Raw genomic sequence first — 12,448 nt, 5'->3', positions numbered from 1 at the left:
CCACATAACGCGTCGCCTTCAGGAGTTTTCATGAAAAACGGTTTATCAACGCTCGCTTTCGCGGCTTGCGCCCTGTGCGCCCCGCTCGCCGGGCACGCGCAGACAGAAATTCAGTGGTGGCACGCAATGAACGGCCCGCTAGGCGAGTGGGTCAATGATCTGGCCAAAGACTTCAATGCCAGCCAAAAGGACTACAAAGTTGTACCCACCTTCAAAGGCAGCTACGACGAATCCATGACCGCTGCGATGGCGGCGTTTCGCTCCGGCAATGCGCCCGACATCCTTCAAGTCTATGAAGTGGGTACGGCAACCATGATGGCGGCCAAAGGCGCCATCAAACCGGTTGGCGAAGTGATGACCGAAGGCGGTGCGAAATTCGATACAAAAGCCTATATTCCCGCCGTTGCGGGCTACTACACCGCTCCAAACGGTCAGATGCTTAGCTTTCCGTTTAACAGTTCGACCACCATCTTCTATTACAACAAAGATGCCTTCAAGGCAGCCGGCCTGGATCCCGACAAGGCGCCTACCACCTGGCCCGAAGTCGTGCTGGCCGCCGCAAAGCTGAAAGCTGCAGGCCACAAATGCCCATTCACCACCAGCTGGATCAGCTGGACCCAGCTGGAGAGCTTCTCCACTTGGCACAACACGCTGTTTGCCACCCAAAATAACGGCTTCGGCGGACCCTCGGCAAGGCTGGCGTTCAACTCGCCCCTGCATGTGCGTCACTTTGAGAATTTGTCCAATATGGCCAAGCAAGGGCTGTTTGTCTATAAAGGCCGAGGCAATGCCGCTGACGTCTCCTTCCCCACCGGTGAATGCGCGATGATGACCGGCTCCTCAGGTCTGTATTCGCGCGTCGCCAAAGAAGCTAAATTTGCTTACGGCATCGCCCCGCTGCCCTATTACCCCGACGTGGCCGGCGCGCCGCAGAACACAGTCATAGGCGGCGCCAGCCTCTGGGTCATGGCCGGCAAGAAACCGGCCGAATACAAAGGGGTAGCGGCGTTCTTCAACTATCTCTCCAAGCCTGACGTGCAGTCGGCCAGTCACAAACGGACTGGCTACCTTCCCATTACCACCGCGGCTTTTGAGTTGACGGAGAAATCGGGCTTTTACAAGCAATTCCCAGGTACGGATGTTGCAGTGACCCAGATGATTCGAAAAACCACCGACAAGTCGCGTGGCGTGCGCCTGGGCAATTTCAACCAGATTCGGACCATCATCGATGAGGAAACCGAGCAGATATGGAGCGGCAAAAAGCAGCCTAAAGAGGCGCTCGATACTGCTATTCAGCGGGGGAACGAGCAGCTGGAGCGCTTTCAGAAAGCCAACAAGTCCTGAACCAACGCGCCTGCAGCGAATAGAGGCGTATCGCCAGCCGATCAACCCTTTCCCCACATTGCGCTTAAAAAAGGTGGCCTGAGAGGGTTGATTCAATTTGTAGGGACTTATGGAAAAACGCGTTCTTTTTCGCTCTGCCTGGTTGCCCTGGCTGCTGCTGGCGCCTCAACTGGCGGTCATCAGCATCTTTTTCTTCTGGCCGGCAGGGCAAGCGCTTATACAGTCGTTCCAATTGCAGGACGCCTTCGGCCTGTCCACGGAATGGGTGGGACTGGAGAACTTCAATAATTTGTTCCACGACGCAGCCTACCTGGAGTCGTTTAAAAAGACTGCGTTTTTCTCGCTGCTCGTGGCGGTGCTGGGCATCAGCCTCTCGCTGATATTGGCTGTTTTTGCTGACCGTATCGCCAAAGGAGCGCTTTTTTACAAAACCTTGTTGATCCTGCCTTATGCCGTCGCCCCGGCGGTAGCTGGCATATTGTGGATTTTTATGTTTTCCCCCACATTGGGGGTGGTGGCCTATGCGCTCCACAGCATCGGCATCGACTGGAACCACTTGCTCAACCCGAACCACGCGATGACGCTGATCGTGACGGCGGCTGTCTGGAAACAGATTTCGTATAACTTTCTATTTTTCCTGGCCGGGCTACAGTCCATTCCCAAATCGCTGATTGAAGCGGCGGCCATTGACGGTGCACGCCCGTGGCGCCGCTTCTGGACCATCCAATTCCCACTGCTATCGCCCACCACTTTTTTCCTGCTGGTCATCAATGTGGTGTACGCGTTTTTTGATACCTTTGCCATCATCGACGCCTCCACCCAAGGCGGTCCGGGACGCGATACGCTAATTCTGGTCTATAAGGTTTATCACGACGGATTCAAGAATGGCGACCTGGGCGGCTCGGCAGCGCAATCGGTGGTCCTGATGGCTATCGTGGTGGTTCTCACGGTGATCCAATTCCGCTACATTGAAAAAAAAGTGCAGTACTGATGTTGACTCTTTGTTCTGTTGCGGCTTCTCCACTCTTCAACAACTGCCGTCATGGTTGAACACCGCACCTCGTTGGGCGTGCTGGCGCACCTCGTGATGATTCTGGGCATAGCGATCGTGGCGTTTCCGCTTTACCTGGCTTTTGTGGCATCGACCCATACCGCCCAAGAGATCATCCACGCCCCGATGCCGCTACTGCCGGGTAGCCACCTCTGGGAAACTTACAAGACGGCGTTGTTGGGTGGTGGCGACGGCGCTGGCTCCACGGCACCCGTGGCCCGAATGATGTGGGTCAGCCTGGTCACGGCGTTGGTCATCACGTTCGGCAAAATTGCGATTTCGCTGCTGTCGGCCTTCGCGATTGTCTATTTCCGTTTTCCTTTCAAGGACTTCTTTTTCTGGTCGATCTTCGTGACCCTGATGCTGCCGGTGGAAGTACGGATCGGCCCCACCTACAAAGTGGTTTCGGATCTGGGAATGCTCAACAGCTATGCGGGCTTGACGATTCCGTTGATTGCGTCTGCCACCGCGACCTTCCTGTTCCGCCAGTTTTTTTTGACGGTGCCAGATGAACTGGTGGAAGCTGCGCGCATGGACGGCGCAGGCCCGATGCGCTTTTTCTGGGACATCTTGCTGCCGCTGTCAAAAACATCCATCGCTGCGCTGTTCGTGATCCAGTTTATTTACGGCTGGAACCAGTACCTCTGGCCTCTGCTGGCAACCACCAGCGAAGACATGTACCCCGTGGTCATTGGCATCAAGCGCATGATTGCCGGCGGCGATGCCGCCAACGAATGGAACGTGGTCATGGCCACCGCCATTCTGGCCATGTTGCCGCCCGCCCTGGTAGTGGTGCTGATGCAAAAATGGTTCGTCAAGGGTCTTGTGGATACTGAAAAATAAGCAACTAGCAACCATGGCATCGCTCTCACTCAAGAACATCATCAAGCGCTACGGCGTCGGCGCAAACGCGGTCCCCGTGTTGCACGGGATCACTGCGGAAATCGCTGACCACGAATTCATCGTCATCGTCGGGCCTTCGGGCTGCGGCAAATCCACTCTGCTGCGCATGATCGCGGGGCTCGAAGAAATCAGTGAAGGCCAAATCTCCATCGGAGGCAAAGTGGTCAACAACCTCGAGCCTTCCGAGCGCGACATTGCCATGGTGTTCCAGAACTACGCGCTGTATCCCCACATGAGCGTGTTTGACAACATGGCGTATGGCCTGAAGATTGCCAAGGTACCCAAAGCGGACATCAAGACACGCGTGGACAAGGCGGCCAAAATCCTCGAACTGGAGCTTCTGCTGGCGCGTAAGCCCCGGGCCCTGTCTGGTGGGCAACGCCAGCGGGTCGCCATGGGGCGTGCCATCGTCCGTCAGCCGCAGGTGTTCCTGTTTGACGAACCGTTATCGAACCTGGATGCCAAGCTTCGCGTGCAAACACGACTCGAGATCCAAAAACTGCACCGTGAACTCGGCATTACCTCCCTGTTCGTCACGCACGACCAGGTCGAGGCCATGACGCTGGCGCAGCGCATGATTGTCATGAATGCTGGACGCATGGAGCAATTTGGTACGCCCGAAGCCGTTTACCACCGGCCCGCCACCACCTTTGTAGCCAGTTTTATGGGCTCGCCGCCGATGAACTTGATCAAGCAAGGGCCCAATGCCGATTTCGGCGGTCCGCCGGGGGCCATCCTGGGGATCCGCCCCGAGCACCTGCAGATCGGACCTACTGGCTGGGCCGTGCGAATCGAGACCCTTGAAATGCTGGGGGCCGAACGGCTGCTGTATTGCCGCATGGGCGACGAGTTCCTGATTGTGCGGACCGACGAAAGTCTGTCCTCCGCGCCCGCCATCGGATCGACCCTTTACGTCACGCCACGCAGCGACCGCTTGCACTGGTTTGATGCCACCACGGGCCACCGCCTCTAAATTCATCTTCCCATGAAAATCACCACTGACAACTGGCCCTATCCGTTCTGGATCGCCCACCGGGGCGCTGGAAAGCTCGCGCCCGAGAACACACTGGCGGCTTTTCGGCTGGGGGCGCAGCACGGTTACCGCATGGTTGAATGCGATGCCAAGCTCAGTGCCGACGGCGTGCCTTTCCTGCTGCATGACGACACCCTTGCGCGGACGACGAATGCGCAGACGCAGTTGACGGCGAACGCCAGCGCGGTGGCGGGCGACCATATTTGGGCGGAGCTGTCGCAACTTGACGCCGGCGGCTGGCACTCACCCACCTATGCGGGCGAGCCGCTGCTCACCCTGTCGAACGCAGCACGCTTTTGCCGCGCCAACGACCTTGCCTTGAACATCGAAATCAAGCCCACCCCCGGCACTGAGCGCCCTACGGGTGAGGCAGTGGCCGCTGAAGCGGCACGCCTGTGGCAGGATGCAAGCATTCCGCCGCTTCTCACCTCGTTTTCGCCTGACGCGTTGAAGGGTGCACAGGCAGGTGCCCCCGATCTGCCACGCGGCCTGCTGTTGGACACGCTGTGGACCGGCTGGCTGGAAACCGCCCTCGCGTTGGGCTGTGTGGTCGTGGTCTGCCACCATGCGCTGTGGGACGTCCCTAGCATTACGCTGGCCCACGGGGCGGGGTTTCGATGCCTGAGTTACACCGTCAACGACGAATCTGTTGCCCAACGCCTGAAGGACTTTGGCATCGACGGCCTCATCACGGACCGGGTGGACCTGTTCGTCCCGACTTAAAAAGTCGCCTCCGAGGCAGAAAGCAAACACTTTTTCGCTGAGCTGCGGTCCAGTTTATTGCTACGGTCAGCGACTTCGGCGAACACCGACCGTGCACCCGTTTCCTTTGATCCAGATCAACCATTCAGCGCAGGCCCCCCTGGTACGCGGTGGCCCGTTACCGCTTCCAGCCGCCCAGCTGCCACCACTGACTGATCGCCATGGCCACGCTCAATCCCACATACGTCACCATCTTGCCGTCGTGTCCCAGCAGCACCAGGCCAGCCACCAAAACCAGCACGCCTACTGCAAAATTGATAGCTACTTGTAACCACATGGAGAGCACAGGCGTCTTTTTTGATCTAAGAAATCCGAAAAATAAACGTGAAAATACGACCAACAGAAAAGCAGCCAGTGCGGCAGGCGCCACGAAATTGAGGAGGTGGTTGGTCAGTAGATAAGCGGTCATGGCAGCAGTTCAAAGTCTACGGGAATACCCGTCAAAATTACCGGTAAAGAGGCGTTCGAAAAGGATTGATTGAGGTCAAGCGCCCCTTTTTACCGCCATCAATTTTATAATCAACAAATGTCAGTCTGGGCCCTTGGGCTAAACCATCACACCGCACCGCTCGATTTGCGCGGGCGATTCGCCTTCGCCATGGACCAGATTGAGCCCACGTTGCGCCGCTTGCGCGCCTCTTTGGCGCACCAGCCAGAGGCGACCCTGCTTTCGACCTGCAATCGCACGGAGATTTACTGCACGGGCGGCCCGAGCGATCTGAACCACACAATGGAGTGGTTGGCCCACAACGGTGGCGTCTCCCCGGCGCTGCTTCGTTCGCACGCCTATACCTTGCAGGGTGACCAGGCCGCTCGCCACGCGTTTCGCGTCGCCAGCGGGCTTGATTCCATGGTGCTGGGCGAGCCGCAGATTTTGGGTCAGATGAAAGACGCGGTGCGCGCTGCCGAAGAAGCCGGTGCCATGGGCTCCACGCTGCACCAGCTCTTCCAACGCTCTTTCGCCGTGGCCAAGGAAGTGCGCACTAGCACCGAGATTGGCGCACACAGTATCAGCATGGCGGCCGCCTCCGTGCGGCTGGCGGGTCAGTTATTTGAAGACTTGAGCGACATCAAGGTGCTGTTTGTGGGGGCCGGAGAAATGATTGATTTGGCAGCCACCCACTTTGCGGCCAAAAATCCGAAAAGCATGGTGATTGCCAACCGTACCCTGGAGCGGGGTGAAAAGCTCGCCAACCGTTTCGGTGCCGAGGTGATGCGCCTGGCGGATTTACCCAGTCGTCTGCACGAATTTGATGCCGTGATCAGCTGCACCGCAAGTACCCTGCCGATCATCGGCTTGGGTGCGGTAGAGCGCGCGGTAAAACTGCGCAAACACCGTCCTATGTTCATGGTCGATCTGGCAGTGCCGCGGGACATTGAACCCGAAGTCAAGGCGCTTCCTGATATTTACCTTTACACCCTGGATGATCTGGCCCAGGTCGTGCAAACCGGCAAGGACAGCCGGCAGTCAGCCGTCGCGCAAGCCGAGGTCATCATCGATGCGGGGGTACAAAACTTCATGCACTGGCTGGACCAGCGTCACACGGTCCCCCTTATCCAGCAGCTGAACGCACAGGCCGACAGCTGGCGCGCGGCCGAGATTGTCAGGGCGAAAAAGCTGCTGGCCAAAGGCGAGCCGATTGACGTGGTGCTTGAGGCGCTAACACGCGGCCTGACCCACAAAATGATGCATGGCGCGCTGGCAGAACTCCACAGCGGCGACGCCGAAAGCCGCGAAGCCACGGCAAACACCGTGTCTAAACTATTTTTGCGCGGCCACCTGCCCAAAGAACACAAAGAGCGTTAGCGCCGAGATGGCTGATCAGCCGCCGCAGTCACCTGCGATGGTACGGCGGCGTTGATGGTTCCCCCTCCGATGCGCATTCTCTGTCTTTTGTCTTTGTGGCGTCCTTCCTCGGCTCCTGATATCCCATGAAACCATTTCTTCGCCAAACTCTGGACCGTCAGCTGCTGCGACTGCACGAGCTGGACGCCCTCCTCTCGGCCGCCGACGTGGTGAGCAACCTGACGCGCTTTCGCACGCTTACCAAAGAACACGCCGACGCCAGCGTCCTGGCCGAGCAATACAACCGGCTTACCAGCCGCGAGGCCGACTTGGCCAGCGCTCAAAGCATGCTGCTAGAAGCCAAGTCCGACCTTGAGATGACCGAGCTGGCGGAAGAAGAAATCACCGCTGCCAAAGGCGATATCGCGCAGCTTGACGAAGCCCTGCAGCTGATGCTGATTCCTAAAGACCCGGATGACGCACGGGCGGCATTCATCGAAATCCGAGCCGGCACGGGCGGCGACGAATCAGCCCTTTTTGCCGGCGATCTGTTCCGGATGTACACCCGATTTGCAGAGCGCAACCGCTGGCAGACGGAGGTCATCAGTGAATCGGCGAGCGAACTCGGTGGCTACAAAGAAGTGGTGCTCCGCATCGATGGCGCAACCGATGCGCAGGGCGTGGGCGTGTACGGAAAGCTTCGTTTTGAGTCGGGTGGCCACCGCGTGCAGCGCGTGCCGGTGACCGAAACCCAAGGCCGCATTCATACCAGTGCCTGTACCGTGGCCGTGCTGCCGGAACCCGACGAAGCGGTAGCCATTCAGATCAACCCGGCCGACCTTCGCATCGACACCTACCGCGCCAGCGGCGCGGGCGGGCAACACATCAATAAAACCGATTCAGCCGTTCGCATCACGCACATCCCGACCGGCATCGTTGCCGAATGCCAGGACGACCGCAGCCAGCACCGCAACAAGGCCAAGGCGATGCAGGTGCTTTCAGCCCGCATCGTGGAAAAAGACCGCTCGGAACAGGCGGCCAAAGACGCAGCGATGCGTAAAGGTCTGATCGGCAGCGGCGACCGCAGCGACCGCATCCGCACTTACAACTTTCCGCAGGGACGGCTGACCGACCACCGCATCAACCTGACACTGTACAAACTGCTCGCCATCATGGAAGGCGACCTGGAGGACGTGGTGACAGCGCTTCAGGTGGCGCGAGGTGCCGAGCTTTTGGCCGAGCTGGAAAGCGCTTCACCCGGGTGATTATTTGCATGTCGGGCAATGATCTGTACCTTTTATAGCCGCATCAAGGTAATTCAGTGAACGAAACCACGTGCAAGCAGGCCCTGGCCACCGCCCAGGCCTTGGGGCTGGAGCGGCTGGACGCTCAGTTGCTGCTGCTGCACGCGCTGGGCAAACCCGGAAACGCGAGGGCCTGGCTGATTGCACACGATACCGACGAGTTGACTGAAGAAGTCGCCCTGCGCTTCCGGGCGCTCAGCTTGCGTCGAGCTAACGGGGAGCCACTGGCCTACATCGTCGGCTCCAAAGAATTTTTTGGACTTGCGCTGAAGGTTGACGCTCGCGTGCTCGTTCCTCGTCCGGATACCGAAACGCTGGTGCAGTGGTCGCTAGACTTGCTGCAGACGCCTGACCTGTCGCCGATGCCGCATATTCTTGACTTGGGAACCGGCAGCGGAGCCATCGCGCTGGCCATTGCCCACAGCCTCGAAGCGGCCGGCCGTCAAGCGCGAGTGGTCGCAGTCGATGCGAGCGTTGACGCATTGGCGGTTGCCGGCGAAAACGCCCGACGGCTGGAACTGAATTTGCAACTCATTGAAAGCAATTGGCTAGAAGCTGTCGGCGGACGCTTCCACCTGATTGCAAGTAATCCCCCCTACATTGCAAGCGCCGATCCGCACTTGGCGGCATTGGCACACGAGCCCTGGAAGGCACTGGCGTCGGGCGTTGATGGGCTGGATGACCTTCGCCGGATAGTGCAGCAGTCTCCCGCGCACCTGCACCCCGGCGGCTGGTTGTTGCTTGAACACGGTTACGACCAAGCGGTTGAGGTGCGCTCTCTGCTGGCACAGCGCGGTTTTTTGCAGGTTCAAAGCCGACTGGATTTGGCCGGTGTCGAGCGCTGCTCGGGCGGTCAATGGGCGGGTTGAATCGAAATAGAGATTAACTAAAAAATCAAGGCAGTCCGACAACCCTATCCAACGTCCGTCGCCGAACGGCAGGATAATGGGCTTATTGAATTCTGGAACGCCCTTCCAGATAGTTACTCAGCCCGGCCGAAAAGCCTGTTTTTCTATGGCCTCCCAAGGCCACACCTCTAAAGGATTTCACCATGAGCGATACCCAACAACGCATTGACCAAATCGTCAAATCCAGCGACGTTGTCCTGTTTATGAAGGGCACGGCTCAATTCCCGATGTGCGGTTTTTCAGGTCGTGCGATTCAGGTCCTGAAGGCCTGTGGAGTGAACAAGCCTGCCACTGTGAACGTGCTGGAAGACGAAGAAGTCCGTAACGGCATCAAGGAGTACAGCAACTGGCCGACTATTCCCCAGCTGTATGTCAAAGGGGAATTTGTTGGCGGCTCCGACATCATGATGGAAATGTATGAGAGTGGTGAACTTCAGCAAGTGTTGGGCACACCCGCAGCCTGAAGCTTCAGCGCCCCGCCCAGGCATTTTTTCAACTGGCTTAATTAACGCGTGTAGCCTTCGCAGGTACCTGCATTCACGCGGCCCTTGCATTCTCTTTTAAGGCGCAGGCTCCGTTGTTGCGGCGTTTCTTCGGAACCGGGCATGAATTTGATCTTGGTGCCATGGCGATTGGGCGTCGTTTTGCCACCCTTCTTCATCTTTGTTTTTACTGGCGTGTCTGCAGCACTAATTGACTGCGCGTAAGTACTTCCCGCCAGGACCGCGACAACCAACAGCAACACCGACGCGGGCTTGAATGAGAACTTTGTCATTTTTATCTGTCTCCGCTGAATGCAATTGCACACCGCTTGCTTCTTCGCCTAACAGTGATCTGAAACGTTATTGCAATTTGGGATCGAGGCCGGTGTCGTCATCGGTGGGTGTTTCTGCCGGCAAACGGAAACCTTCGCTTGCCCAAGTCCCAAAATCGATGCGTTTGCAGCGTTCGCTGCAAAAAGGGCGAAATGGATTACTGGGCCCGTACACACTTTCACCGCCGCAATTGGGGCACACCACCAGCTTGACAGACGAGGGGGGTTTATTCATCTCGGACATGACTTCAAGCAGCGCTCCACAGAACAAACATTCGGGTCAGGAGCAGAGCGTCAATTCGAAAGTCGAATCATCAGTGCTCGCGTGCAGCCGGTCATCGCTTTCGAGACGCATCAGGCGCACCGAGACCATCAGGCGGTTGCCACTGATTTCGGGAATCAGACCCAATGCCGGGTCGATGCGCAAACGCAGCAACTGGAAGGTACGTCCTTGAGGAAGCGCCTGCTGGTATTGCCCGGAGGGCACCATCACTTTCTGGGGGGCACCGGAATCACGTAGGAGCCTCAAGAGCAGCCTGATGGAGTCAGCCAGCGGAACCAGCGGCGCGATCCAGCGTTGCAGGTCTTGCTGGCGGGTGATGGGACGCAGGTGCTGCCAAGCATAGTAGGCTGGTAAATCAAACTCGCAAGTCCCTCCCGGAATGCCGACACGGCTGCGAATGCTCATCAGCCAGTCGTTTTCAGTCAATGACTGCCCCACCTTGCCCGGAAAATTGTTCACCGCAGCAAAACACCCTTCCAGCTGGCTGGTGACTTCGCCCAGAACGGCCTCGGAAATGGCCGGGTTGCCGCGGTAGCCATTCAGGACATGTTTCTGCTTCTCGAGGTCCTTGAGCACATCGGTTTTTAAGTCCGCCCGAGCGCCGACGTCCATGATCTCAAAAATAGTCGTGATAGCGTAGTGATGATCGGTTGGACTCTCCCGCTCAACCAGTTCGCCCAGTCGGTGGAACAGGTGTTCGAGTCGCAAATAAGTGCGTATGCGTTCGTTGAAGGGGTACTCGTAAAGGATCACAGTGCTATTTTCGTCAGCTTCATTGAAGAGGGTTGTTGGCGCATCATAGCCCGAAGCGGGCGGCCAGCTGGCGCACCATCAGGTCGAGGGCCTGAAGGGATAAACCGTCGTTATAAATGCACATATCGGCGGCCGCCAGCCTTTGCTCCCGGCTGGATTGTGCCGCCATTATTTTTTCGACTACGTCCAGCGCCAAGCCATTGCGCGCCATGACCCGGGCGACCTGGGTGGCTTCGCAGCAGTCGACTACCAGCACCCGGTCCACCTGCTGCCGCCAGCGCCTGGATTCCACCAGCAAAGGAATATCAAAGACGATGCAGTTACTGCCCGTTTTCACCGCCTGTTGAGATTGCCGCGCGATTTCCAGACTTACCAACGGGTGAACGATGGCCTCCAGTTGGCGTTTGGCAGCGGGATCATTGAAGACCAGCTGCCGCAGCTTGTCACGGTCGATCACGCCATCGGCCATGATGACATGATCGCCGAACTGGCTGGCGATTGCAGACACCGCCGCACCACCCGGCGCCGTGATCTGCCGGGAAATAACGTCAGCATCCACCAAAGTTGCGCCAGTAGCAACCAGCATGCGGGCCACTGTGCTTTTGCCGCTGCCTATGCCGCCCGTCAGTCCAAGACGTCGAATTGCTCGGCCCATAAGATCACAAGCCGATAAATTGCAAAATGGATTGGGGCCCAAAAAACAGGGCGGTAAATCCTGCCGCCGCCAGGAACGGACCAAACGGCACGTAACCACCCTCGCGCAAGCCACTGGAGAACTTCATCGCGATACCGATCAACGCACCGATCACAGAGGCCATCAAAATCATCGGGACTAATGCGGTCCAGCCAAACCATGCACCCAATGCGCCGAAAAGTTTGAAGTCCCCATAGCCCATGCCTTCTTTGCCAGTCACCAACTTGAACGCCCAGTACACCCCCCACAAGGAAAGATAGCCCCCAACCGTACCCCAAAGGGCGGTATACAAGTTCACACCCGGGTTCCATTGCAACGCAGCAACGATCAATCCAGCCCATAGCAGAGGCAAGGTAATGTCGTCCGGCAACAACGTCGTGTCCCAATCAATCAAGGCCAGCACTAGCAGCGCCGCAGAAAATCCGCACCACGCCAGCGCGATAGGCGACCAGCCCCAGCGCCAAACGCAGAAGAAAAACAGGCCACCAGTCACCGCTTCCACAACGGGATAGCGCACGCCATAAGCTATCCCGCACGCCGAGCATTTACCTCGCAAAAAAAGGTAGCTAAAAACGGGAATGTTTTCATACCAGTGGAGGACGTGACCACAGGCGGAGCAACGCGAACGCGGCCCCAAAAGATTGAATACCTTGATCGGCTCCAGCGTTTTCCCAGCCAGCTCGGCACATTCTTCGGCCCACTGCCGCTCCATCATCTTCGGCAAGCGGTAAACAACAACGTTGAGAAAGCTCCCGATCAGCAAGCCCAAAATGCCGGCCAGCAGCGCATAGAATTCCGCCGCCTGACCTATCC

General features: G+C 57.8%; 15 protein-coding genes. 9 read left to right on the top strand and 6 right to left on the bottom strand.

All coding sequences use genetic code 11. The features are described 5' to 3' along the window. Nucleotides 1-30: 30 nt before the first annotated feature. From ugpB to ugpQ, 5 genes are all read left to right on the top strand, one after another. Nucleotides 31-1,344: a sn-glycerol-3-phosphate ABC transporter substrate-binding protein UgpB gene (gene ugpB / locus HHJ16_RS10450; RefSeq protein ID WP_293642658.1), complete on the top strand. Its 1,314-nt coding sequence runs from the start codon at nucleotides 31-33 to the stop codon at nucleotides 1,342-1,344. A 109-nt stretch (nucleotides 1,345-1,453) separates the two neighbouring features. Next, nucleotides 1,454-2,335 (top strand): sn-glycerol-3-phosphate ABC transporter permease UgpA, encoded by an 882-nt coding sequence (gene ugpA, locus HHJ16_RS10445; RefSeq protein WP_293642656.1) that lies wholly within the window; start codon nucleotides 1,454-1,456, stop codon nucleotides 2,333-2,335. Between the two features lie 51 nt (nucleotides 2,336-2,386). Beyond that, the gene (ugpE, locus tag HHJ16_RS10440; protein ID WP_293642655.1) at nucleotides 2,387-3,238 is read left to right on the top strand and encodes a sn-glycerol-3-phosphate ABC transporter permease UgpE; all 852 of its coding nucleotides are present in this window, start codon (nucleotides 2,387-2,389) and stop codon (nucleotides 3,236-3,238) included. A 13-nt stretch (nucleotides 3,239-3,251) separates the two neighbouring features. Further along, complete coding sequence (gene ugpC / locus HHJ16_RS10435; protein WP_293642653.1) at nucleotides 3,252-4,271, top strand: sn-glycerol-3-phosphate ABC transporter ATP-binding protein UgpC; 1,020 nt, start codon at nucleotides 3,252-3,254, stop codon at nucleotides 4,269-4,271. A gap of 12 nt (nucleotides 4,272-4,283) precedes the next feature. Continuing rightward, a complete protein-coding gene (gene ugpQ, locus HHJ16_RS10430; RefSeq protein ID WP_293642651.1) occupies nucleotides 4,284-5,054 on the top strand; it encodes a glycerophosphodiester phosphodiesterase in 771 nt (256 codons plus the stop codon). A gap of 157 nt (nucleotides 5,055-5,211) precedes the next feature. Here ugpQ and HHJ16_RS10425 read toward each other — a convergent pair whose 3' ends face one another. Beyond that, complete coding sequence (locus HHJ16_RS10425; RefSeq protein WP_293642649.1) at nucleotides 5,212-5,502, bottom strand: hypothetical protein; 291 nt, start codon at nucleotides 5,500-5,502, stop codon at nucleotides 5,212-5,214. Between the two features lie 117 nt (nucleotides 5,503-5,619). Here HHJ16_RS10425 and hemA point away from each other — a divergent pair, with 117 nt between their 5' ends. The 4 genes from hemA (at nucleotide 5,620) to grxD (ending at nucleotide 9,555) form a co-directional block, all read left to right on the top strand. Next, nucleotides 5,620-6,900, top strand: a complete 1,281-nt coding sequence (hemA, locus tag HHJ16_RS10420; RefSeq protein WP_293642647.1) for a glutamyl-tRNA reductase — start codon at nucleotides 5,620-5,622, stop codon at nucleotides 6,898-6,900. A 125-nt stretch (nucleotides 6,901-7,025) separates the two neighbouring features. Beyond that, nucleotides 7,026-8,144 (top strand): peptide chain release factor 1, encoded by a 1,119-nt coding sequence (gene prfA / locus HHJ16_RS10415; RefSeq protein WP_293642645.1) that lies wholly within the window; start codon nucleotides 7,026-7,028, stop codon nucleotides 8,142-8,144. Nucleotides 8,145-8,200: 56 nt separating this feature from the next. After that, on the top strand, nucleotides 8,201-9,052 hold the full coding sequence (prmC, locus tag HHJ16_RS10410; RefSeq protein ID WP_293642643.1) for a peptide chain release factor N(5)-glutamine methyltransferase: 852 nt from the start codon (nucleotides 8,201-8,203) through the stop codon (nucleotides 9,050-9,052). 182 nt (nucleotides 9,053-9,234) lie between these two features. Beyond that, on the top strand, nucleotides 9,235-9,555 hold the full coding sequence (grxD, locus tag HHJ16_RS10405) for a Grx4 family monothiol glutaredoxin (protein WP_293642642.1): 321 nt from the start codon (nucleotides 9,235-9,237) through the stop codon (nucleotides 9,553-9,555). A gap of 41 nt (nucleotides 9,556-9,596) precedes the next feature. On the opposite strand, the gene HHJ16_RS10400 is transcribed toward grxD, so the two are convergent. The 5 genes from HHJ16_RS10400 to HHJ16_RS10380 all read right to left on the bottom strand — a co-directional run bounded on the left by HHJ16_RS10400 (nucleotide 9,597) and on the right by HHJ16_RS10380 (nucleotide 12,446). Then, nucleotides 9,597-9,866: a hypothetical protein gene (locus HHJ16_RS10400; protein ID WP_293642641.1), complete on the bottom strand. Its 270-nt coding sequence runs from the start codon at nucleotides 9,864-9,866 to the stop codon at nucleotides 9,597-9,599. Nucleotides 9,867-9,933: 67 nt separating this feature from the next. Next, complete coding sequence (locus HHJ16_RS10395; RefSeq protein WP_293642640.1) at nucleotides 9,934-10,140, bottom strand: DNA gyrase inhibitor YacG; 207 nt, start codon at nucleotides 10,138-10,140, stop codon at nucleotides 9,934-9,936. A gap of 45 nt (nucleotides 10,141-10,185) precedes the next feature. Beyond that, nucleotides 10,186-10,941, bottom strand: a complete 756-nt coding sequence (gene zapD / locus HHJ16_RS10390; protein ID WP_293642639.1) for a cell division protein ZapD — start codon at nucleotides 10,939-10,941, stop codon at nucleotides 10,186-10,188. Between the two features lie 43 nt (nucleotides 10,942-10,984). Beyond that, nucleotides 10,985-11,596 (bottom strand): dephospho-CoA kinase, encoded by a 612-nt coding sequence (coaE, locus tag HHJ16_RS10385; protein ID WP_293642637.1) that lies wholly within the window; start codon nucleotides 11,594-11,596, stop codon nucleotides 10,985-10,987. Between the two features lie 4 nt (nucleotides 11,597-11,600). Next, complete coding sequence (locus HHJ16_RS10380; RefSeq protein ID WP_293642776.1) at nucleotides 11,601-12,446, bottom strand: A24 family peptidase; 846 nt, start codon at nucleotides 12,444-12,446, stop codon at nucleotides 11,601-11,603. Nucleotides 12,447-12,448 lie beyond the last annotated feature (2 nt).

The organism is Polaromonas sp., from assembly GCF_012927485.1.
In the GTDB taxonomy this organism is placed as follows: domain Bacteria; phylum Pseudomonadota; class Gammaproteobacteria; order Burkholderiales; family Burkholderiaceae_C; genus Polaromonas.
Note: the sequence above shows the minus strand (reverse complement) of the source record. Positions and strands in the feature narration are given on the sequence as shown.

Excerpts from the sequence above, each read along its gene's own strand:
- hemA (WP_293642647.1), top strand. The coding sequence starts at position 5,620 with ATGTCAGTCTGGGCCCTTGGGCTAAACCATCACACCGCACCGCTCGAT.
- prfA (WP_293642645.1), top strand. The coding sequence starts at position 7,026 with ATGAAACCATTTCTTCGCCAAACTCTGGACCGTCAGCTGCTGCGACTG.
- ugpB (WP_293642658.1), top strand. The coding sequence starts at position 31 with ATGAAAAACGGTTTATCAACGCTCGCTTTCGCGGCTTGCGCCCTGTGC.
- coaE (WP_293642637.1), bottom strand. The coding sequence starts at position 11,596 with ATGGGCCGAGCAATTCGACGTCTTGGACTGACGGGCGGCATAGGCAGC.
- ugpA (WP_293642656.1), top strand. The coding sequence starts at position 1,454 with ATGGAAAAACGCGTTCTTTTTCGCTCTGCCTGGTTGCCCTGGCTGCTG.
- HHJ16_RS10395 (WP_293642640.1), bottom strand. The coding sequence starts at position 10,140 with ATGAATAAACCCCCCTCGTCTGTCAAGCTGGTGGTGTGCCCCAATTGC.
- ugpC (WP_293642653.1), top strand. The coding sequence starts at position 3,252 with ATGGCATCGCTCTCACTCAAGAACATCATCAAGCGCTACGGCGTCGGC.
- ugpQ (WP_293642651.1), top strand. The coding sequence starts at position 4,284 with ATGAAAATCACCACTGACAACTGGCCCTATCCGTTCTGGATCGCCCAC.
- ugpE (WP_293642655.1), top strand. The coding sequence starts at position 2,387 with ATGGTTGAACACCGCACCTCGTTGGGCGTGCTGGCGCACCTCGTGATG.
- grxD (WP_293642642.1), top strand. The coding sequence starts at position 9,235 with ATGAGCGATACCCAACAACGCATTGACCAAATCGTCAAATCCAGCGAC.
- HHJ16_RS10400 (WP_293642641.1), bottom strand. The coding sequence starts at position 9,866 with ATGACAAAGTTCTCATTCAAGCCCGCGTCGGTGTTGCTGTTGGTTGTC.
- HHJ16_RS10425 (WP_293642649.1), bottom strand. The coding sequence starts at position 5,502 with ATGACCGCTTATCTACTGACCAACCACCTCCTCAATTTCGTGGCGCCT.